We start from the raw sequence: 21,152 nt of genomic DNA, 5'->3' as shown, positions 1-21,152 counted from the left end.
TACAGCGGCAGGGCACCAGTGGCTGAGGGCGTGTATTTCGCCCGATAAAAATGACAGGACGGTTACAGCTTAAGGAGTTCAGCGCCTGATCACCAGAACCAGGCCGCCGACCAGCATGGCCCAGGCCGGCCAGGCATGGGGCTGGGGTTCGAGACCCAGCTGGGCGGCGCCCACCAGCAGCACCGCGCCTATGACGCGCACGATCCAGTCGTCGCGGCGATCCCCCCAGGGATTGGGCGGGTCCTTGCGGTGGGGCTGAGTGATGCGTTCCAGGGTGTCGCGGGCCATCTGCGCCAGATGCGGGATCTGCTCCAGTTGCTGCTGGATGTTGCGGGCGACCTGGGGCGGACTCAGCCGCTTGCGCATCCACTTTTCCAGATAGGGCTTGGCGGTGGACCAGAGGTCCAGGTCCGGATAGAGCTGGCGGCCCAGGCCTTCGATGTTGAGCAGGGTCTTCTGCAGCAGCACCAGCTGCGGCTGGATTTCCATGTTGAAGCGGCGTGCCACCTGGAACAGCCGCAGCAGCAGCTGGCCGAAGGAGATGTCCTTCAGCGGCTTCTCGAAGATGGGTTCGCAGACGGTGCGGATGGCCGCTTCCAGTTCGTTGACCTGGGTGTTGGCCGGCACCCAGCCGGAGTCGATGTGCAGCTGGGCGACCTTGCGGTAGTCGCGCTGGAAGAAGGCCCAGAGGTTGCGCGCCAGGTAGTCCTGGTCCTCGGGGGTCAGGCTGCCGATGATGCCGCAGTCCACGGCGATGTAGAGCGGATCCCACGGCTTGGCGGTGCTGACGAAGATGTTGCCCGGGTGCATGTCGGCATGGAAGAAGCTGTCGCGGAACACCTGGGTGAAGAAGATCTCCACGCCGCGCTCGGCCAGCAGCTTGAAGTCGGTGCCCTGGTCGCGCAGCGCGGCCAGGTCGGTCACCGGGATGCCGTAGATGCGCTCCATGACCAGCACCCGCTCGCGGCACCAGTCCCAGTACACCTGGGGCACATAGAGGCGCTCGGAGCCGTCGAAATTGCGTCTGAGTTGGCTGGAGTTGGCGGCTTCGCGCAGGAGGTCCAGTTCGTCGTAGATGGTCTTCTCGTAGTCGCTGACCACGTCCATCGGGTGCAGGCGGCGGGCTTCGGCGGACAGCCGCTCGGCCATGCGCGCCAGCAGGAACAGCCAGGCGATGTCCTGGCTGATGATGCCCTTCAGGCCGGGCCGTACCACCTTGACCACCACCTCTTCGCCGGTACGCAGCTGGGCGGCATGCACCTGGGCCACCGAGGCCGAGGCCAGCGGCTGGTGGTCGAAACGGGCGAAGGCCTGCTTGATGGGGACGCCGAGTTGCGACTCGATGAGCGCCACGGCCTTTTCCGGTGGAAAGGGCGGGACCTTGTCCTGCAGGAACATCAGTTCGTCGGCGATATCCTCGGGCATGAGGTCGCGACGGGTGGAGAGGATTTGGCCGAACTTGACGAACACCGGGCCCAGGCCTTCCAGCGCCAGGCGCAGGCGGGCGCCGCGCGGCAGGGTCTTGCTCGGCCGCGGCAGCCAGCGCCAGGGCAGCACATAGCGGGTGGCGCGCAGGTACCAAGGCAGCGGCAGGGCGTAGACGATGTCGTCCAGCCGATAGCGGATCACCACGAAGAAGATCCGCAACAGGCGGTTGAGGGCAGCGAACAGCTTCATTCGTCGGGGTTATCCCTGGCGTTGCGGGCGGTGCCCAGGCGGGCGAGACGGGCGTCGAGACGATCCACGTCCAGGCGCAGGGCATCGATCTCGGCGAAGCGGGCCTCGCCTTCCAGGCGGCCGACCAGCTGACGACTCTCTTCGTTCAGCCAATTGGACAGCGTCAGCTGCAGACTGTCACGACTCTGTTCGCCAAGGGCCTGGCCACGCCGGGCCAGATCGCCGAGCAGTGCCGCGGGCAGCGGGCCGAGCCAGCGACTGACCTCGTGCTGCCAGTCCAGCTCCAGCTTCTGCAGGATGTCGGACAGCTCGATCAGCAGGGTGCTGTCGCCTTCCAGGCGGACGTCCGGCTGGTGCAGCACCCGCTGCTTGTCGCGGGCCAGGGCCAGCTCGGCCAGGCGCGTCGCCGGGGCGCTCAGGGTGCAGTCGATGTCGCCCTCGTGATGGGCGGCGAAGTGCAGGCCGTCACCCGCGGGCAGGATGTAGAGGCGCAGCGCCGGTTGCCGGGTCTGGACCGCGATCACCCGGCCGGTCAGGCCGGCCAGTCGCGGCAGCGCCACGGGATCCAGCGCCAGCAGCGGATTCAGGCCACGCTCCAGCGCGGCCAGCAACGCCTGGGTGACGAGGGCCATCAGGGCTTGATGCCGCGGTGCAGGGCGACCACGCCGCCGGTCATGTTGTGGAAGGTCACCCGGGCGAAGCCGGTCTCTTCCATCATGGCCTTGAGGGTCTGCTGGTCGGGGTGCATGCGGATGGATTCGGCCAGGTAGCGATAGCTGTCGGCGTCACCGGCCACCAGCTTGCCCATCAGCGGCAGGAAGCCGAAGGAGTAGGCGTCATAGGCCTTGGACACCAGCGGATTGGTGGGCTTGGAGAATTCCAGCACCAGCAGCCGGCCGCCGGGCTTGAGCACGCGCAGCATGGAGGCCAGCGCCTGGTCCTTGTGGGTGACGTTGCGCAGACCGAAGGCGATGGTGATGCAGTCGAAGTGGTTGTCGGGGAAGGGTAGCTTCTCGGCATCGGCCTGAACGAAGCGCACGTTGCTGGCGACGCCTTCGTCGAGCAGGCGGTCGCGTCCGACCCTGAGCATGGAATCGTTGATGTCGGCCAGGACCACCTCGCCGGTGGGGCCGACCAGGCGGGCGAACTGCTTGGTCAGGTCGCCGGTACCGCCGGCGATGTCCAACACTCGGTTGCCGCGGCGCACGCCGGAGAGTTCGATGGTGAATCTCTTCCACAGCCGGTGGATGCCCGCCGACATCAGGTCGTTCATCACATCGTACTTGGCCGCGACCGAATGGAAGACTTCCGCGACCTTGTAAGCCTTCTGGCTCTCCGGAACGCTCTGGTAGCCGAAGTGGGTCTGGGATTCGGCCTCGGGGCCTTTGCGCGGATCGCTCATGGGGCTACACCTGGGACAGGGACAAGAGGGCATTCTAGCAGGGGGATCGCCCGGCTTGCCTGGCTAAAACCTGGCTGACCGCTCGGTTCTCGCGATTGGCGAGGTGCCGGGCCCTCGCTATAGTCAGGGCCCCTTATCCGGAGTTCCCCGATGTCCCAGATCACCATCGAACGCAGCCATTCGCTCGGCCTGGAAAGCGTTCGCCAGAAGACCGACCAGCTGGCGGAAAAACTCACGCGCGACTATGGGGTGGCCTGCGCCTGGGAAGGCGATACCCTGACGTTCACGCGCAGCGGCGTGGATGGGCGGATCGAGGTGGGTGAGGACCGGGTGCGGGTGCTGGCGACCCTGGGCATGATGTTCTCGATGCTCAGTGGCCAGATCGAGAAGGAAATCGAGCGCAAGCTGGACAAGGCCCTGGCGGCCTGAGTCCGCTCAGAGCATCAGCTTGACCGCGCTGACATGCGGGTCCCGCGTCTTGCCGGCGCGGGCCAGTTGTTCCAGGTAGTCGGCCCAGAGCGCGTCGCGGCGACTGCCCAGTTCATAAAGATAGTCCCAGCTGAACAGGCCGCTGTCGTGGCCGTCGTCGAAGGTCAGCTTGATGGCGTAGCGCCCGGCCGGTTCGACGGCGCTGATGCCGACCTGCTGCTTGCCCCACTGCAATACCGGATTGCCGTGTCCCTGAACCTCGGCCGAGGGCGAATGCACGCGCAGGAATTCGGCGGGCAGCTCGAAGGTTTCCGCGCCATAGCTGACGCTGAGGGTCTTCGAAGCCTTGTGGAGCTGGATGGCGGTGGGAGTACGCATGGTGAGGTTCTCTGAGCGGTTTTGCAGTCTTTGCCTCAGGCCATCGCGGCCATGGCGGTCCGCCGATGCGGCCGCTCCTACAGGGTTCGATGTCTCCTGTAGGAGCGGCCGATGGCCGCGATCACGAATGCACCAAACCTACCGTTACAGTATATAGCGCGACAGGTCTTCGTCCTGGGCCAGTTCGCCCAGGTGGCCGTTCACATAGGCCGCGTCGATGACGATGGGCTCGCCATTCTGCTGGCCGGCGAGGTCGGCGGCGCTGAAGGACACCTCTTCGAGCAGGCGCTCCAGCAGGGTGTGCAGGCGCCGGGCACCGATGTTCTCGGTCTTCTCGTTGACCTGCCAGGCGATCTCGGCGATGCGGGTGATGCCGTCGGCGGCGAAGTCCACGTGCAGCCCCTCGGTCTTGAGCAGCTCGCGATACTGCTCGGTGAGCGAGGCGTGCGGCTCGGTGAGGATGCGCTCGAAGTCCTGCGGGGTCAGCGCCTTGAGTTCGACGCGGATCGGCAGGCGGCCCTGCAGTTCCGGCACCAGGTCGCTGGGCTTGGACAGGTGGAAGGCACCCGAGGCGATGAACAGGATGTGATCGGTCTTGACCATGCCCAGCTTGGTGTTGACGGTGCAGCCCTCGATCAGCGGCAGCAGGTCGCGCTGCACGCCTTCGCGGGAGACGTCGGCGCCGCTGGTGTTGCCGCGCTTGGCGACCTTGTCGATCTCGTCGATGAAGACGATGCCGTGCTGCTCGACGGCTTCCAGGGCGCGGCCCTTGAGTTCTTCTTCGTTGACCAGACGGGCGGCTTCCTCGTCACGCACCAGCTTGAGCGCTTCCTTGACCTTGAGCTTGCGTTGCTTGGTCTTGCCCTTGTGCATGCCAGCGAAGAGATTCTGCAGCTGGCTGGTCATCTCCTCCATGCCGGGCGGGGTCATGATCTCGACGCCGGCAGGGGCATCGGCCACCTCGATGTCGATTTCCTTGTCGTCCAGCTGGCCTTCGCGCAGGCGCTTGCGGAACAGCTGGCGGGTGTTGCTATCGGTCGCCGCCGGCTGGGGTTCGTTGCTGAAGCCTACCGAGGGACGCGCCGGCGGCAGCAGGGCATCGAGGATGCGCTCTTCGGCGGCGTCTTCGGCGCGATGGCGGTTACGCACCATCTCCTGCTCGCGCAGCATCTTCACCGCGGCATCGGCGAGGTCACGGATGATGGACTCGACGTCGCGGCCGACATAGCCGACCTCGGTGAACTTGGTGGCTTCCACCTTGAGGAAGGGCGCATTGGCCAGCTTGGCCAGGCGGCGGGCGATTTCGGTCTTGCCCACACCCGTTGGGCCGATCATCAGGATGTTCTTGGGCGTGACCTCGGGGCGCAGCTCGACCGGCAGCTGCATGCGCCGCCAGCGGTTGCGCAGGGCGATGGCCACGGCGCGCTTGGCGTCGTCCTGGCCGATGATGTGGCGATTGAGTTCGTGGACGATCTCGCGGGGGGTCATGGACATGGGCAGTCTCTAAACCGGATCACGCCTGGGGCGCGTCCAGCTCCTCGATGGTCAGGTTGCGGTTGGTGAACACGCAGATGTCACCGGCGATATTCAGGGCGGTCTCGGCGATCTCGCGCGCACCCAGGTCGGTGTGCATGAGCAGGGCGCGGGCGGCGGCCTGGGCATAGGCGCCACCGGAACCCATGGCGATCAGGCCTTCTTCGGGCTCCACCACGTCGCCATTGCCGGTGATGATCAGGGAAGCGTCCTTGTTGGCGACCGCCAGCATGGCTTCCAGGCGGCGCAGGGCGCGGTCGGTGCGCCAGTCCTTGGCCAGCTCGACGGCGGCCCGGACCAGGTGGCCCTGGTGCTTCTCGAGTTGCGCCTCGAAGCGCTCGAAGAGGGTAAAGGCGTCGGCGGTACCGCCGGCGAAACCGGCCAGCACCTCGCCCCGGTACAGCCGCCGGACTTTCTTGGCGTTGCCTTTCATGACGGTATTGCCCAGGGAAACCTGGCCGTCGCCGCCGATCACGACCTTGCCGTTGCGGCGTACAGAAACGATGGTGGTCAAGGGAATCTCTCCGCGTTGCTTGGGGCAGTCAGCCCCGGTTACGCGGAGATATGGGGATGGCCGCGACGCCCTTCAAGCGCCGCGGCGAGGGATTGCTCCGATCAGTGACCGCGTCGCTGTTGTAGCAACAGATTCTTGAAGCCGCTGCCGGCGAGCTGTTTCTGCGCCTGGGTCAGCTGGTCGCGATCGCTGTAGGGACCGACCAGTACCCGGTACCAGGTGTCGTCCTTGACCTTGCCCGACTCTACCCGCACGTCCTGGCCAAGCATGATGATCTGGGCGCGGACCCGGTCGGCATCGGCCTGGGTGCGGAAGGACCCGGCCTGGAGGAAGAACAGCGTCACCGGCGGCTGGGCCTTGGTGGTGGCTTCCTTGGGCGGCGTGGCGGCCGGCTGGCCCGGCGTGGTCGCGGGCGTGGCCGGTGTCGCCGTGGCCGCCTGGCCGGGTTGCGCCGGGGTCGCGGCGGCATCCGGCTTGGCCGGGGTGGCCGGCTTGGCGGCCGGATTGCGCGGCACGGCATCCGGCGGCACGATCACCTCGGATTCCGGCAGCAGGGTATAGAAATCGTACTTGGGCTTGATCGGCGTGGGCGGCGTGCCCTCGGTCTTGCCAGCGGCGGTCGCGGCTGGCTTGCCGTTGCCCGCCGCGGCGGCCGGGCGACCCTCTTCCGGCTTGGCGCGCTGCACCGCCTTGTTGCCCGGTTCGAGCTTCATCAGGAACACCACGAAGGCCCCGATGGCCAGACCCGACGCGAGCCAGACCCAGCCGGGCAGGGGCTGTTTCTTGGGAGCCGAGGTGTTGCGACTGGCGCCGCGCTTGGGTGGGGCTTTCTTGGTGGCCATCAGGCGGTGATCCGTCTCTTACATGCGTTCCAGGGTGTGCAGACCGAGCAGTTCCAGACCCTGCTTGAGGGTGCGCCCGGTCAGGGCGGCCAGCCGCAGGCGGCTCTGGCGCAGGGCGGCGTCCTCGGCGGTCAGGATCGGGCAATTCTCGTAGAAGCTGGAGAACAGGCCGGCCAGGTCATAGAGGTAGCTGCACAGCAGGTGCGGGGTGCCCTTGTCGGCAACGCTGGCGAGGATCTCGCCGAATTGCGCCAGACGTCCGCCGAGGTCCTGCTCCTGGGGCGCGTCCAGGCGGATGCTGCCGGCGGGGTCGTTCTGCTCGGCCTTGCGCAGCACGCTGGCGACGCGGGTGTAGGCATACAGCAGATAGGGCGCGGTGTTGCCCTCGAAGCTGAGCATCTGTTCGAAGTTGAAGCTGTAGTCGCTGGTACGGTGCTTGGACAGGTCGGCGTACTTGACCGAGGCGATGCCCACCACGCGGCCGATGTGGCGCAATTCGTCCTCGCTGAAGGGCGCTTCGCCACGCTCGGCGCGACCGGCATTGCGCTCTTTGACCAGCTGGTAGGCACGTTCCTCGGCTTCGTCGAGCAGGTCGACCAGCTTGACGGTGCCACCGTCGCGGGTCTTGAACGGACGGCCGTCGGCGCCGTTCATGGTGCCGAAGCCCATGTGCTCGAGGTCCATGGCCGCATCGACGAAACCGGCGCGGCGCGCCACCTCGAAGGCCATCTGGAAGTGCAGGGCCTGGCGCTGATCGACGAAGTAGAGCGCGCGATCGGCGTGCAGCTGGCGGCTGCGATAGCGCATGGCGGCCAGGTCGGTGGTGGAATAGAGATAGCCACCGCCGGCCTTCTGCACGATCACCGGCAGCGGATTGCCCTCGGCGTTCTTGAATTCGTCGAGGAAGACGCAACGGGCGCCGTCGCTCTCGGTGAGCAGACCGGCGGCGTCCAGATCGGCCACCACCTGGGCCAGGTCGTCGTTGTAGGCGCTCTCGCCCTTGACGTCGGCCGGGGTCAGCTTGACGTTGAGGCGATCGTAGACCTCCTGGCAGTGGGACAGGGAGACGGCGTTGAATCGCTCCCAGAGCCGCAGGCAGTGGGCATCGCCCGCCTGCAGCGCCACCACCAGTTCGCGGGCGCGGGCGGCGAATTCCGGCGAGGCGTCGAAGCGGCCCTTGGCGGCGCGATAGAACACCTCGAGATCGGCCAGCTCGCCTTCGGCGGCCTGGGGCTGCTCTTCCATGTAGGCCAGCAGCATGCCGAACTGGGTACCCCAGTCACCCACGTGGTTCTGGCGGATCACCTCGTCGCCGAGGAATTCCAGCACCCGCGCCACGGCATCACCAATGATGGTGGATCTCAGGTGACCGACGTGCATCTCCTTGGCCAGGTTCGGCGAGGAGAGGTCCACCACCACGCGCTGACGCGGCTCGTGGCTGGGCATGCCCAGGTGCGAATCGGCGAAGGCCGCATCCAGCCGCGCGGCCAGTTGCGCATGATTCTGGAAGAAGTTGAGAAAGCCGGGGCCGGCGATCTCCACCTTGCTCACCGCCGGATCGGCGGGCAGGGCGGCCAGCAGCTTCTCGGCCAGGTCACGGGGCTTGGCCCGGGCCGGTTTGGCCAGCAGCAGGGCGACGTTGCTGGCGAAGTCGCCGTGGCTCTTGTCCTTGGTGTTCTCGACCTGGATGGCCGGGGCCACGTCGGCCGGCAGGGTGCCGTCGGCGATCAGGCGGTCGAGGGCGTGCTGGATGAGCTGGCGGATGCTGTCTTTCATGGTCTTTGGCCTTCGGCGTGCGCCGAGCGCGCACTGCGATGAAAACCCGGCATTATCCGTGGCGAGCCCGGCCTTGCCAATGGTAAGCCTATGCCACTAGAAGAGATCGATGGGATCCACATCCAGCGACCAGCGCACCTGGCGGGCTTCGGGCAGGCTTTCCAGCTGGACGACCCAGATGCCCAGCAGCCGGTGCAGGGGCGCGCGACTGCTGCTCTGCAGCAGCAACTGGGCCCGATGGCGACCGGCGCGTCTTTCCATCGGCGCCGGTACCGGACCGAGCAACTCCACCTGGGGCAGAGCGAGATTGACCGCCAGGCCCTCGGCGACGTGATAGGCCGCCTCAAGGAAATTCTCCACCTGATCCTGGCGATGGGCGTCGGCACGCAGCAGCGCCAGATAGGCGAAGGGCGGCAGGCCGGCGGCGCGGCGCTCCTGCAGGGCCTGGCGGGCAAAGGCCGGATAGCCTTCCTCGGCCAGCTGCACCATGAGCGGATGATCGGCCAGATGGGTCTGGATCAGCACCTGGCCCGGTTCCTCGGCGCGCCCGGCACGGCCGGCCACCTGGACGATCTGCTGGGCCATGCGCTCGCTGGCGCGGAAGTCGGCGGAAAACAGCCCGCTGTCGGCGTCCAGCACGGCGACCAGGGTCACCTTGGGAAAGTGGTGGCCCTTGGCGAGCATCTGGGTGCCGACCAGGATGCAGGGCGCGCCGCTGTGGATGGTTCTCAGCAGCTTGCCCAGGGCGTCCTTGCGCGCCGTGGTGTCGCGGTCGATGCGCAGCACCGGGACGTCCGGGAACAGCAGCTGCAGGCGTTCCTCGGCGCGTTCGGTGCCGGCACCCACCGGACGCAGGTCGAGCTTGCCGCAGGAGGGGCAGTGGCGCGGGGGCGTCTGGCGCTGATCGCAATGGTGGCAGCGCAACTCGCCGGAGCCGCGGTGATAGGTCATGCGGGCGTCGCAGCGCGGGCATTGGGCCAGCCAGCCGCAATCGTGGCAGAGCAGGGTGGGGGCGAAGCCGCGGCGATTGAGGAACACCAGCACCTGCTGGCCGCGTTCCAGGGTCGCGCCCATGGCCTTGAGCAGCGGTTGGGACAGGCCGCTGTCCAGGGGGCGACTGCGCACGTCCAGGCGCTCGAAGCGCGGCGGCTGGGCGCCACCGGCGCGGAGTGACAGACGCAGATGGGCGTAACGCCCCTGCTCGGCGTTGTGCAGGCTTTCCAGCGAGGGCGTGGCCGAACCCAGCACCACCGGTAGATTCTCGAAGCGCGCGCGGACCACCGCCAGGTCGCGGGCGTGGTACCTCAGGCCTTCCTGCTGTTTATAGGAGGCGTCGTGTTCTTCGTCGACGATGATCAGCCCGGGGTGTTTGAGCGGGGTGAACAGCGCCGAGCGGGTGCCCACCACGATGTCCAGTTCGCCATCGCGGGCGGCCAGCCAGATGTCCATGCGCTCGCGATCGGTCAGCGCCGAATGCAGCAGGGCGATGCGCGCATTGAAGCGCTGTTCGAAGCGACCCAGGGTCTGGGGCCCCAGGTTGATCTCGGGGATCAGCAGCAGGGCCTGACGTCCCGCTTCCAGGGTGGCGCGGATCAGCTGCAGATAGACCTCGGTCTTGCCGCTGCCGGTCACCCCTTCCAGCAGATAGCAGTGGAAGCCGCTGCCGGCGCGGACCGCTTCGTAGGCCAGGCGCTGCTCGCCGTTGAGCGGCAGTTCGGCCTGGGCGAGCCAGGCGCCCTGGTGCCGATGCGGCTGGTGATAGCGGGTCTCCACCTTGACCAGGCCCTTGGCCTGCAGGAGGTCCAGACTGTCCTTGACCAGGCCGAGCTGGCCGAGCAATTCGTGCAGCACGCCATGGGGGTGCTGGCGCAGGGTCTTGAGCGCCTCGCGCTGGCGCGGCGCCCGGGCCAGGCGCGGATCTTCCGGGCGGGCGTCGGGTTGGGCGATCCAGAAGCGCTGCAGCCGTCGCTCCGCCGGTTCTCCCTGACGCAAAAGGGCAGGAAGTGCCCAGCTCAGGGTGTCGCCGAGGCTGTGCTGATAGTACTGGGCGGACCACTGGCAGAGTTCGAACAGCGCGCTCGGCAGTGGCGGACGCTCGTCGAGCAGCTGCAGCGCCTTGCGCAGCTTGTCCGGCGGCACCTCGGTCTCCTGGGCGACCTCGATCAGGACCCCGATCACCTCGCGGCGGCCAAAGGGCACCCGCAGCCGCACGCCCGGGCGCAACTGCTCCTCGACCGCTCCCTTAGGCGGCAGATAGTCGAACAGGCGGCGCAGCGGGGAGGGCAGCGCCAGGCGCAGGATCAGGGGCACGGCAGGGCTCGCAGGAGGAAAGCCCGATGGTAGCAGACGGGCGGTGTGGGGGCTGCTTGCACCTCTTAGCTGCTCTGGTATGATTTGCAGCCCAAATCTGTGCGGTATCCGGCAATGGCGCCGGGTGGCGGCACAGCTAGACCCCGAGGATAGCCCCATGAAAGCTGATATCCATCCGCAGTACGATGCCATCGAAGCCACCTGCAGCTGCGGCAACGTCATCAAGACCCGCTCGACCCTGAGCAAGAACATTCACCTGGACGTCTGCTCCGAATGCCACCCGTTCTACACCGGCAAGCAGAAGGTCCTGGACGCTGGCGGCCGTATCGACCGCTTCAAGCAGCGCTTCGGCGTGTTCGGCAGCAGCAAGTAATGCGCTGCCGTCGACCATCTCCGCATGGTTCGACACTGAAGAAGGCGTCCCTCTGGGGCGCCTTTTTCGTTTGTGGCCTTACCAGCGCGCCCGCGGCCCTGGCGGCGTGCCCGCTGCTGCCTGGTGGCCAGGAGGTGATGGTCCGGCAGGTGGTGGATGGCGATACCCTGCGCCTGGTCGACGGCCGCTCGGTCCGGCTGATCGGCGTCAATGCGCCCGAGCTGGGCAAGTCCGGCGGTACCGCCCAGCCCTATGCCGAGGCGGCGCGCCGGCGCCTGCAGGAACTGGTCGCGGCCAGCGACGAGCGCCTGCGGCTGGTGCCGGGTAGCGAGGCGACCGACCATTACGGCCGCACCCTGGCGCATCTCTATGATCGCGAAGGCGACAATCTGGAAGCCCGGTTGATCGCCGAGGGTCTCGGCTATGCCGTCGCCATCGCGCCCAATATCCGGCTGGCCGATTGTCAGGCCGCCGCGCAAAGCCAGGCGCGCCGGGCGCGTCTCGGGGTCTGGAAGCAGGAGCCGACCCCCGCCACCCGGATCGCGGAAGGCGGTTTCGCCGTGGTGCAGGGGCGTCTGCTGGACGTCGAACGCAATCGCGGCGGCCTCTGGCTGCAGTTCGAAGGCGATCTGGTGGTCAATGTCCCCGAGCGCTTCGTCGAGGCCTTCGACGGCGTGCCGCTGCATCAATGGATCGGCCGCCAGCTTGAGGCGCGGGGCTGGATTTCCGATCGCAGCCGGCGCCAGGAAGCGGGGCGCGCCCGCTGGCAGATGACCTTGAGCGATCCGCACATGCTGGGTTTACAGGTTGAATCGTTTTAGCCGAAAGTCGTATTGCGATTGATTTCAGGCATATGGCCGATTGCTTGTGGCACCTTGAGTCTTTGCGTATTCTCGCCCGACCCAAGACCCACACCACGCGGATATACCAATAATGTCTGATCTCAAAACCGCTGCCCTCGAATACCACGCCCAGCCGCGCCCCGGCAAACTCAGCGTCGAGCTGACCAAGCCCACCGCGACCGCCCGCGACCTGTCCCTGGCCTACAGCCCCGGCGTCGCCGAACCGGTCCGTGAGATCGGTCGCGATCCCGAACTGGCCTACCGCTACACCGGCAAGGGCAACCTGGTCGCCGTGATCTCCGACGGTACCGCCATCCTCGGCCTGGGCAACCTCGGCCCGCTGGCCTCCAAGCCGGTGATGGAAGGCAAGGGTGTGCTGTTCAAGCGCTTCGCCGGTGTGGACGTCTTCGACATCGAGGTGGACGCCGAGAGCCCCCAGGCCTTCATCGATACCGTCAAGCGCATCTCCATCACCTTCGGTGGCATCAACCTGGAAGACATCAAGGCGCCCGAGTGCTTCGAGATCGAGCGCGCCCTGATCGAGCAGTGCGACATCCCGGTGTTCCACGATGACCAGCACGGCACTGCCATCGTCACCGCCGCCGGCATGCTCAACGCCCTGGAAATCGCCGGCAAGCGCCTGGAAGACGCCAAGATCGTCTGCCTGGGTGCCGGTGCCGCCGCCATCTCCTGCATGCGCCTCCTGGCCAGCATGGGCGCCAAGGTCGAGAATATCTACATGATCGACCGTCAGGGCGTGGTCCACAGCGGCCGCAACGACCTGAACCAGTACAAGGCGGCCTTCGCCACCGAGACCAGCAAGCGCACCCTGGACGATGCCCTCGAGGGTGCCGACGTCTTCGTCGGTCTGTCCGGCCCGAATCTGCTGTCGGCCGAAGGCCTCAAGCGCATGGCGGCCAACCCCATCGTCTTCGCCTGCTCCAACCCGGATCCGGAAATCACCCCCGAGCTGGCCCACGCCACCCGCGACGACGTGATCATGGCCACCGGTCGTTCCGACTACCCGAACCAGGTCAACAACGTCCTCGGCTTCCCCTTCATCTTCCGCGGTGCCCTGGACGTCCGCGCCCGGGTCATCAACGAAGAGATGAAGATCGCCGCCGCCCTGGCCCTGCGTGACCTGGCCAAGCTGCCGGTGCCCAAGGAAGTCTGCGAAGCCTACAAGGTCGACAGCCTGAGCTTCGGCCGCGAGTACATCATTCCCAAGCCGATGGATGCGCGCCTGATCACCCTGGTATCCGATGCCGTGGCCAAGGCCGCCATCGAGACCGGCGTGGCCACGCTGCCCTATCCGGCGAACTATCCGCTGAAGTCGGTGGATGACGTCTTCGCCAAGTAAGGCCTGAAGCAATAAAAAACCCCGCCGCGGCGGGGTTTTTTATTGGCTGGGATCAGAAGATGTCCATGGGCACGGTTTCGCTGGAGGGCAGCGGCGTGCCGGGCGCCACGCCAGGCGGCAGCTCGTCCAGGCTCGGCGGGGTGTCCTCGCTCTTGAACAGCTCGAAGTAGGCGTTGGGCGTGCCGGGCGGCGCGGCGCGACCGGTGGTGGGGTCCACGCGGATGGAAACGATGCCTTCCGGTTCCTTGAGCTGATGTGGCGGCTTGTCCTTGAGCGCCGCGCCCATGTAGCTCATCCAGATCGGCAGAGCCACGGTGCCACCGAATTCCTGGCGACCCAGGGTCTCGGGCTGATCGAAGCCGGCCCAGACCGTGGTCACGTAGTCGCCGTTGTAGCCGGAGAACCAGGTGTCCTTGGATTCGTTGGTGGTACCGGTCTTGCCGGCCAGGTCGTTGCGACCCAGTTCCAGCGCCTTGCGCCCAGTGCCGCGCTTGATCACGTCCTGCAGCATGCTGTTCATGATGAAGGCATTGCGCGGGTCGATGACCTGGGGCGCGAACACCGGCGCCGGATTGGCCGGATCGGCCGCGGCGGTATCGGCCGCTGGCGTGACCTCGACGCCGGGTGCGGCCTTGGCCTGCACCTGCTGGGGCACCCGCGGCGCGGCAGTGCGATAGACCACCTTGCCGTCGCGATCGGTCACGTGATCGACCACGTAGGGGGTCACCTTGTAACCCTCGTTGGCGAACACTGACCAGCCGGTGGCGACTTCCAGCGGCGTCAGGCCCGGGGTACCGAGGGCCAGGGACAGGTTGCGCGGCAACTGGTCGCGCTCGAAGCCGAAGCGACTGACGTAGTCCAGCGCATAGTCGATGCCGATGGCCTGCAGCACCCGGATGGACACCAGGTTGCGCGAGCGATACAGCGCCTCGCGCAGGCGGATGGGGCCGAGGAAGGTGTTGTTGTCGTTCTTTGGTCGCCAGGCTTCGTCGGGATTCTCGTCCATGAAGACGATGGGCGCATCGTTGACCAGGCTGGCGGCGGTGAAGCCCTTTTCTAGGGCCGCGCTATAGATGAACGGCTTGAAGCTGGAGCCGGGCTGGCGGCGGGCCTGGGTCGCGCGGTTGTAGTTGCTCTGCTCGAAGGAGAAACCGCCGATCAGGGCGCGGATGGCGCCATCCTGGGGGTCGAGGGAGACCAGGGCGCTCTGCGCCTTGGGGATCTGCGAGAACTTCAGGCTGCCATCGTCCTGGCGCTGCACCCGGATCAGGTCGCCGACCTTGACCACGTCGGCCGGACCGTTCGGCCGCGGCCCCAGGCTGTTGGCGCTGAGGTAGGGGCGGGCCCACTTCATCGAATCCCAGGAGACTGCCTCTTCCTTGCCCTCGCGGGTCAGGACCAGGATGCCGCTCTTTTCCACCTGGGTGACGATGGCCGGATCCTGGCCGCCGACGATGCGCTGCTTCTGGATCAGTGCGGTCCACTCGGCCCGGCTGCGGTTGGGCCACTGGGCCTCGGGTCCGCGGTAGCCATGGCGGCGGTCGTAGTCGGTCAGGCCGTCGCGCACGGCCTCGAAGGCGTCTGTCTGCAGCCGGCTGTCGATGGTGGTATAGACCTGGTAGCCATCGGTATAGGCGTCACCGCCATAGCGGCCGACCATTTCCGCCCGCGCCATCTCGGCGATGTAGGGGGCGTTGAGCTCGGGAATGGCGACATGGTGATAGGCCTCGAGCGGCTCGGCGATGCCGGCCTGGTAGGCCGCCTGATCGATATAACCGAGCTTGAACATGCGTTCGAGAATCCAATTGCGTCTTTCCAGGCTACGCTCAGGATTAGCGACCGGGTTGTAACGCGACGGCGCCTTGGGCAGACCAGCGATCATCGCCATCTGGGCAACGGTCAGGTCCTTGATGGACTTCCCATAGTAGACCTGGGCGGCGGCCTCGATACCGTAGGCGCGGTTGCCCAGGTAGATCTTGTTGACGTAGAGCTCGAGGATCTCGTCCTTGGTCAGTTGGCGCTCGATTTGCAGCGCCAGGAGGATCTCGGTGAATTTGCGCGAGAAGCTGCGTTCGCTGGTCAGGAAGTAGTTCTTGGCGACCTGCATGGTGATGGTGCTGCCGCCGGTCTGGATGTGTCCGGTCTTGACCAGCTGGCTCACCGCTCGCGCCAGGCTTTTCACATCCACGCCATAGTGATTGGCGAAGTTGTCATCCTCGGCGGAGAGCAGGGCATGGATGAAATCGGGCGGTATCTCGTTGAACCGCAGCGGCGAGCGGCGCATTTCACCGAATTCGGCGATGAGTTTGCCGTCCGCGCTGTACACCCGCAGAGGTATCTGCAGTTGCACGTTTCGCAGGGCGTCGATGGAGGGCAGGCTGGGGCTGAGGTAGAGGAAGGCACCGCTGAGACCCAGCAAAAGGCTGCAGACCAGGGCGACCAACGACCACCAGAAAAATTTCAGAACACGCATCAAGAGACTTTTCGAATGGAAAGAAGGAAAGGGCGACAGGTGAGGGTCAGCCTACACGGCGTCGCCATTATAGGCGCGTTTGGCGGTTGGCCGCTATTTGCTCGGGTGTCAAGTCTGTTATCTAATGCCCGTCCGCGGAAGACCACCGTCGCTCATAGGGAACTGATGTGCTAGGGCTATTCAGAAAGAAGGCGAATACGCTGCTGGGTATCGACGTCAGTTCGACATCCGTGAAACTCATCGAGTTGAGCCGTGCAGGCGGGCGCTACCGGGTGGAGGCCTATGCGGTCGAACCCCTGCCGGCCAATGCCGTGGTCGAGAAGAACATCGCCGAACTCGAAGGCGTGGGCCTGGCCATCGGCCGGGTGCTGGTCAAGGCGCGCACCTCCGCGCGCAGCGCTGCCGTGGCCGTCTCCGGCTCGGCGGTGATCGCCAAGACCATCGAGATGGACGCCGGTCTGACCGACGACGAGCTGGAAAACCAGATCAAGCTGGAAGCCGACCAGTACATTCCCTATCCGCTGGACGAGGTCGCCATCGATTTCGAGGTGCAGGGGCCGTCGCCGCGCAACGCCGAGCGCGTCGAGGTGCTGCTGGCCGCCTGCCGGAAGGAAAACGTCGAGGTCCGCGAAGCGGCCCTGGCGCTGGCCGGCGTCTCGGCCAAGGTGGTCGACGTCGAGGCCTATGCCCTGGAGCGCGCCTATCAGCTGCTGGCCAATCAGCTCGGTGGCCACGTCGACGACCTGACCGTGGCGGTGGTCGACATCGGCGCCACCATGACCACCCTGAGCGTGCTGCACAACGGCAAGACCATCTACACCCGCGAACAGCTGTTTGGCGGTCGCCAGCTCACCGAAGAGATCCAGCGTCGCTATGGCCTGTCGGTGGAAGAGGCCGGTCTGGCCAAGAAGCAGGGCGGGCTGCCGGACGACTACCAGAGCGAGGTGCTGACGCCCTTCCGCGAGGCGGTGGTGCAACAGGTGGCGCGTTCGCTGCAGTTCTTTTTCGCCGCCGGGCAATACAATGATGTGGACTACATCTTGCTTGCTGGAGGAACCGCGTCAATTTCCGGACTCGACCGTTTGATCCAGCAGAAAATCGGCACCCCCACGGTCCTGGCCAATCCCTTCGCCGACATGACCGTCAGCAACAAGGTCAACGCGGCGGCCCTGGCGGGTGACGCCCCGGCGCTGATGATCGCCTGCGGCCTGGCCATGAGGAGTTTCGACTAGATGGCCCGCATCAACCTCTTGCCTTGGCGGGAGCAGCTGCGCGAAGAAAGGCGCAAGCAGTTCCTGGTGATCCTGGGTGGCATCTTCGTGCTCTCCTGTGGCGCCGTGTTTCTCGGCGACCAGTACCTGTCCGGCGAGATCGCCCGCCAGGAGGCGCGCAATGCCTTCATCCAGCAGAACATTGCCCAGCTGGACGTGCGCATCAAGGAGATCAGCGAACTCAAGACCCGTCGTCAGCAACTGCTGGCGCGGATGAAGATCATCCAAGACCTGCAGGGCAACCGCCCGGTCATCGGCCATGTCTTCGATCAACTGGTGCGGACGCTGCCGGACGGCGTGTATTTCCGCGAGCTGAAGATGCAGGGTGACACCCTGTCGATCAGCGGCGAGGCGGAATCCAACAACCGGGTCTCCAACCTGATGCGTAACCTGGATGCCTCGGACTGGTTCGCCTCGCCTACGCTGATCGAGGTGAAGGCCACCACCGCGGGTGCGGTGGACCAGGCCAATACCTTCCAGCTCACCGTCAAGCAGACCCAGCCCGGCGCCCCTGCGACACCGGCCCCGCTCGCCCAGGGAGGCAAACCATGAGTCTCGCCGATTCCCTGGCCAGCCTGCGCAAGGTCGACATCAACGACCTCAATCTCGAGAATCTGGGTTCCTGGCCCAAGCCGGTAAAAGTCATCGCCTGCCTGCTGATCGTGCTGGTGGTGCTGCTGCTCGGCTATCAGTTCCACCTCAGCGACATGCAGGCCCAGCTGGACAGCCAGCGCAACCAGGAAGAGACGCTCAAGCAGCAATACGCCAGCAAGGCCTTCCAGGCCGCCAATCTGGATGCCTACAAGCAGCAGATGGTGGAAATGGAGGAGTCCTTCGGTGCCCTGCTGCGGCAACTGCCCGGCGACACCGAGGTGCCGGCGCTGCTGGAGGACATCACACGCACCGGTCTCGGCAGCGGCTTGGAGTTCGAGCAGATCAAGCTGCTGCCCGAGGTCACCCAGCAGTTCTATGTCGAGTTGCCGATCCAGATCACCGTGGTGGGCAGCTATCATGACCTGGCCACCTTCGTCAGCAGCGTGTCCAGCCTGCCGCGCATCGTCACCCTGCACGACTTCGACCTCAAGCCGGTGGACGACAGAAACGCCAATGGCGGCGGCACGGTATCCGGCACCGGTGGCAAGTTGCGCATGAATGTCCTGGCCAAGACCTATCGCTACAACGACAAGGGGCTCGGCAAATGAGGACGCCCCTGTTGTTATGCCTGCTGACCGGCGTGCTGGTCGGCTGCGGTTCCAGCGATACCAGCGATCTGCAGGCCTTCATGGACGAAACCCGCGCCAAGCCGCGTGGTTCCATCGAGCCGCTGCCGCAGTTTCGCGCCTACGAACCCTTCACCTATGCGGCTTCGGCCCTGCGCAGCCCCTTCCAGGCACCGGTACGCATCGATCCCACGGTGCGCCAGCGCGGAACCGGCAACATCAAGCCGGACGTGAATCGGCCCAAGCAGTTTCTCGAAGGCTTCAACATCGAGACCTTCAGCATGGTCGGCATCCTGGCCAATGCCAGTGGCCGCTATGCGCTGGTCAACGGCGCCGGGGGCGTGCATCGCGTCAAGGTGGGCGACTACCTGGGACGCAATGACGGGCGCATCACCAAGATTACCGATGGCGAGATCGACGTGATCGAAATCGTCCCGGATGGCGAGGGTGGCTGGCTGGAACGGCCGCGCACCATCACCTTGAAGGAAAAGACTTAAATGGGCGGGGCGAGCACTGTGAACACTACTATCGCGGGACGACTGGGGCTGGGCCTGGCCCTGCTGCTGAGCAGCCTGGCCGGCCAGGCTCTGGCAGCCGATCTGCAGGCCTTGAACGTCGCCTCCCTGCCCGGGGATCGCATCGAACTCAAGCTGACCTTCGATCAGCCGGTGCCGGTGCCCAAGGGCTACACCATCGAGCAGCCGGCGCGCATCGCCCTGGATCTGCCCGGCGTCGCCAACAAGCTCGGTACCAAGAGCCGTGAGCTGGGCAATGGCAATGCCCGCAGCGTGACGGTGGTCGAGGCGGGCAACCGCACCCGCCTGATCATCAACCTCACCAATCTGGCCAGCTATGACACCCGGGCCGACGGTCGCAACCTGTTCGTCACCATCGGGGGCACCGCCGGTCGCCAGACCGCCAGCGCCCAGGCCAACCTGACGCCCAACCTGCCGCGCGCCGCTGCGCCGACCACCGTGACCGCGCCGTCGTCCGCTCCCTTGCCCGGCGCGATCGCCCGCACGCCGCTGCCGCCGACCCAAGCCACCTCTACCGTGGCGGCCATGACTGCGCCGCGGCCGCAATTGCGCGGCAAGGCGATCCGCCATATCGATTTCCAGCGGGGGCCCCAGGGCGAGGGCAACGTGGTCATCGACCTGAGCGAGACCGGCATCAATCCGGACATCCAGGAGCAGGGCGGCAAGATTCGCCTGACCTTTGCCGGTACCCAGCTGCCCGAAGAGCTGCGGGTACGGCTGGACGTCAAGGATTTCGCCACCCCCGTGCAGTTCGTCAACGCCTCCGCTGACAGCAGCGGGGCGTCCATCGTCATCGAGCCGACCGGTACCTACGACTACCTGGCCTACCAGACCAACAACCGTCTGACCCTGAGCGTCAAGCCGCTCACCACCGAGGAAAAGGAAAAGCGCGCAGCCGATCGCTTCACCTATACCGGCGAGAAGCTGTCGCTGAACTTCCAGGACATCGATGTCCGCTCGGTGCTGCAGCTGATCGCCGACTTCACCAATCTCAACCTGGTGGCGAGCGACACCGTGCAGGGCAACATCACCCTGCGCCTGCAGAACGTGCCCTGGGACCAGGCGCTGGATCTGATCCTCAAGACCAAGGGGCTGGACAAGCGCCAGATCGGCAACGTGCTGCTGGTGGCCCCGGCCGACGAGATCGCCGCCCGCGAACGTCAGGAGCTGGAGTCCCAGAAGCAGATCCAGCAACTGGCCCCCTTGCGTCGCGACCTGATTCAGGTCAACTACGCCAAGGCCGCCGACATAGCCAAGCTGTTCCAGTCGGTGACCAGTGCCGACAAGACCGCCGACGAGCGCGGCTCCATCTCGGTGGACGAGCGCACCAACAGCATCATCGCCTACCAGACCCAGAATCGCCTGGACGAACTGCGCCGCATCGTCTCCCAGCTGGACATCCCGGTGCGCCAGGTGATGATCGAGGCGCGGCTGGTGGAGGCCAACGTCGACTACAGCAAGCAGCTGGGCGTGCGCTGGGGCGGGAACGCCAGTTCGGGCAACTTCGCGGTCTATGGCAAGGACGGCGCCACCACGGTCGACCCTACCACCGGACAGGCCTTCCTGCCGGGTACCAGTACCGTGGGTAACTTCACCTCTACCAACGGCGTCGCGCCCACGCCTTTCGTCGACATGGGCGTTTCTGGCAGCACCTCGGGTATCGGCATCGGCTTCATGGTCGGCGGCAAGATGCTCGACCTGCAGCTGTCGGCCCTGCAGTCCAGCGGCAATGGCGAGATCATCTCCCAGCCCAAGGTGGTGACCTCGGACAAGGAGACCGCCAAGATCCTGCGCGGTACCGAGATCCCCTACCAGGAAGCCAGCTCCAGCGGTGCCACCAGCACCAGCTTCAAGCAGGCCGCCCTGTCGCTGGAGGTCACGCCGCAGATCACCCCGGACAACCGCATCATCATGGAGGTCAAGGTCAACAAGGATGCCCCTGACTACCAGAACGCCCTCAACGGCGTGCCGCCGATCAGCAAGAACGAGGTCAATGCCAAGGTACTGGTGAGCGATGGCGAGACCATCGTACTGGGCGGGGTGTTCTCCAACACCCAGACCAAGTCCACCACCAAGGTGCCGATGCTGGGCGACATTCCCTATGTTGGCCGACTGTTCCGCCGGGATTCGGTCACCGACAGCAAAGTCGAGCTGCTGATCTTCCTCACGCCGCGTATCATGAACAACCAGGCGATAGCGGTTGGTCGATGACATAA

Annotated in this window: 19 protein-coding genes; 9 read left to right on the top strand and 10 right to left on the bottom strand. The window is 65.9% G+C overall.

The window, feature by feature from the left end; genetic code table 11:
• Positions 1-78 precede the first annotated feature (78 nt).
• Genes ubiB through ubiE form a run of 3 tightly spaced genes read right to left on the bottom strand, consistent with a single transcriptional unit; the run spans position 79 to position 3,079 of the window.
• The gene (gene ubiB / locus ACZ5R1_RS19845) at positions 79-1,677 is read right to left on the bottom strand and encodes a ubiquinone biosynthesis regulatory protein kinase UbiB (RefSeq protein ID WP_007161608.1); all 1,599 of its coding nucleotides are present in this window, start codon (positions 1,675-1,677) and stop codon (positions 79-81) included.
• Positions 1,674-2,309, bottom strand: a complete 636-nt coding sequence (locus ACZ5R1_RS19840; protein WP_037007730.1) for a ubiquinone biosynthesis accessory factor UbiJ — start codon at positions 2,307-2,309, stop codon at positions 1,674-1,676. Before ACZ5R1_RS19840 ends, ubiB begins: the two co-directional genes overlap by 4 nt.
• Positions 2,309-3,079, bottom strand: coding sequence for a bifunctional demethylmenaquinone methyltransferase/2-methoxy-6-polyprenyl-1,4-benzoquinol methylase UbiE (ubiE, locus tag ACZ5R1_RS19835; RefSeq protein ID WP_007161610.1), 771 nt, complete (start codon positions 3,077-3,079; stop codon positions 2,309-2,311). Before ubiE ends, ACZ5R1_RS19840 begins: the two co-directional genes overlap by 1 nt.
• Positions 3,080-3,229: 150 nt before the next feature.
• On the opposite strand from ubiE, the gene ACZ5R1_RS19830 reads away from it, so the two are divergent.
• On the top strand, positions 3,230-3,508 hold the full coding sequence (locus tag ACZ5R1_RS19830) for a polyhydroxyalkanoic acid system family protein (RefSeq protein WP_115946663.1): 279 nt from the start codon (positions 3,230-3,232) through the stop codon (positions 3,506-3,508).
• Positions 3,509-3,514: 6 nt separating this feature from the next.
• Here ACZ5R1_RS19830 and ACZ5R1_RS19825 read toward each other — a convergent pair whose 3' ends face one another.
• From ACZ5R1_RS19825 to ACZ5R1_RS19800, 6 genes are all read right to left on the bottom strand, one after another.
• Entirely contained in the window at positions 3,515-3,886 is a 372-nt protein-coding gene (locus ACZ5R1_RS19825; protein ID WP_007161612.1) for a gamma-butyrobetaine hydroxylase family protein, read from the bottom strand.
• A gap of 144 nt (positions 3,887-4,030) precedes the next feature.
• Positions 4,031-5,380, bottom strand: coding sequence for an ATP-dependent protease ATPase subunit HslU (gene hslU, locus ACZ5R1_RS19820; RefSeq protein ID WP_027602901.1), 1,350 nt, complete (start codon positions 5,378-5,380; stop codon positions 4,031-4,033).
• Between the two features lie 19 nt (positions 5,381-5,399).
• The gene (hslV, locus tag ACZ5R1_RS19815; protein ID WP_007161614.1) at positions 5,400-5,933 is read right to left on the bottom strand and encodes an ATP-dependent protease subunit HslV; all 534 of its coding nucleotides are present in this window, start codon (positions 5,931-5,933) and stop codon (positions 5,400-5,402) included.
• Positions 5,934-6,034: 101 nt separating this feature from the next.
• Complete coding sequence (locus ACZ5R1_RS19810; RefSeq protein ID WP_007161615.1) at positions 6,035-6,775, bottom strand: SPOR domain-containing protein; 741 nt, start codon at positions 6,773-6,775, stop codon at positions 6,035-6,037.
• Between the two features lie 18 nt (positions 6,776-6,793).
• Positions 6,794-8,551 carry an arginine--tRNA ligase gene (gene argS / locus ACZ5R1_RS19805; RefSeq protein WP_115946664.1) on the bottom strand — a complete coding sequence of 586 codons (1,758 nt, stop codon included), beginning with the start codon at positions 8,549-8,551 and terminating at the stop codon, positions 6,794-6,796.
• 96 nt (positions 8,552-8,647) lie between these two features.
• Complete coding sequence (locus ACZ5R1_RS19800; protein ID WP_115946665.1) at positions 8,648-10,861, bottom strand: primosomal protein N'; 2,214 nt, start codon at positions 10,859-10,861, stop codon at positions 8,648-8,650.
• 157 nt (positions 10,862-11,018) lie between these two features.
• Between ACZ5R1_RS19800 and rpmE the strand changes: the two genes are divergently transcribed.
• From rpmE to ACZ5R1_RS19785, 3 genes are all read left to right on the top strand, one after another.
• On the top strand, positions 11,019-11,234 hold the full coding sequence (gene rpmE, locus ACZ5R1_RS19795) for a 50S ribosomal protein L31 (protein ID WP_007161618.1): 216 nt from the start codon (positions 11,019-11,021) through the stop codon (positions 11,232-11,234).
• Positions 11,234-12,055, top strand: a complete 822-nt coding sequence (locus tag ACZ5R1_RS19790; protein ID WP_258874360.1) for a thermonuclease family protein — start codon at positions 11,234-11,236, stop codon at positions 12,053-12,055. Before rpmE ends, ACZ5R1_RS19790 begins: the two co-directional genes overlap by 1 nt.
• A gap of 112 nt (positions 12,056-12,167) precedes the next feature.
• Positions 12,168-13,436, top strand: a complete 1,269-nt coding sequence (locus ACZ5R1_RS19785) for a malic enzyme-like NAD(P)-binding protein (RefSeq protein WP_027598917.1) — start codon at positions 12,168-12,170, stop codon at positions 13,434-13,436.
• Positions 13,437-13,488: 52 nt separating this feature from the next.
• Here the strand turns inward: ACZ5R1_RS19785 and ACZ5R1_RS19780 are convergent, their stop codons facing one another.
• Positions 13,489-15,909 carry a penicillin-binding protein 1A gene (locus ACZ5R1_RS19780; RefSeq protein WP_039976065.1) on the bottom strand — a complete coding sequence of 807 codons (2,421 nt, stop codon included), beginning with the start codon at positions 15,907-15,909 and terminating at the stop codon, positions 13,489-13,491.
• Positions 15,910-16,076: 167 nt separating this feature from the next.
• On the opposite strand from ACZ5R1_RS19780, the gene ACZ5R1_RS19775 reads away from it, so the two are divergent.
• The 5 genes from ACZ5R1_RS19775 to pilQ are packed head-to-tail and all read left to right on the top strand — an operon-like array spanning position 16,077 to position 21,147.
• Entirely contained in the window at positions 16,077-17,141 is a 1,065-nt protein-coding gene (locus ACZ5R1_RS19775; protein WP_027598915.1) for a pilus assembly protein PilM, read from the top strand.
• Positions 17,142-17,732 carry a PilN domain-containing protein gene (locus tag ACZ5R1_RS19770; protein WP_007161623.1) on the top strand — a complete coding sequence of 197 codons (591 nt, stop codon included), beginning with the start codon at positions 17,142-17,144 and terminating at the stop codon, positions 17,730-17,732. It begins immediately after the preceding gene.
• Entirely contained in the window at positions 17,729-18,382 is a 654-nt protein-coding gene (gene pilO, locus ACZ5R1_RS19765; RefSeq protein WP_115946666.1) for a type 4a pilus biogenesis protein PilO, read from the top strand. Before ACZ5R1_RS19770 ends, pilO begins: the two co-directional genes overlap by 4 nt.
• On the top strand, positions 18,379-18,897 hold the full coding sequence (locus ACZ5R1_RS19760) for a pilus assembly protein PilP (protein WP_027602907.1): 519 nt from the start codon (positions 18,379-18,381) through the stop codon (positions 18,895-18,897). The genes pilO and ACZ5R1_RS19760 overlap by 4 nt, the downstream gene beginning before the upstream one ends.
• Positions 18,898-21,147 (top strand): type IV pilus secretin PilQ, encoded by a 2,250-nt coding sequence (gene pilQ, locus ACZ5R1_RS19755; RefSeq protein WP_115946667.1) that lies wholly within the window; start codon positions 18,898-18,900, stop codon positions 21,145-21,147.
• Positions 21,148-21,152 lie beyond the last annotated feature (5 nt).

The organism is Pseudomonas sp. Pso3, from assembly GCF_055393275.1.
The sequence above is the reverse complement of the archived record's forward strand: the minus strand, read 5'-3'. Positions and strand labels throughout refer to the sequence as shown.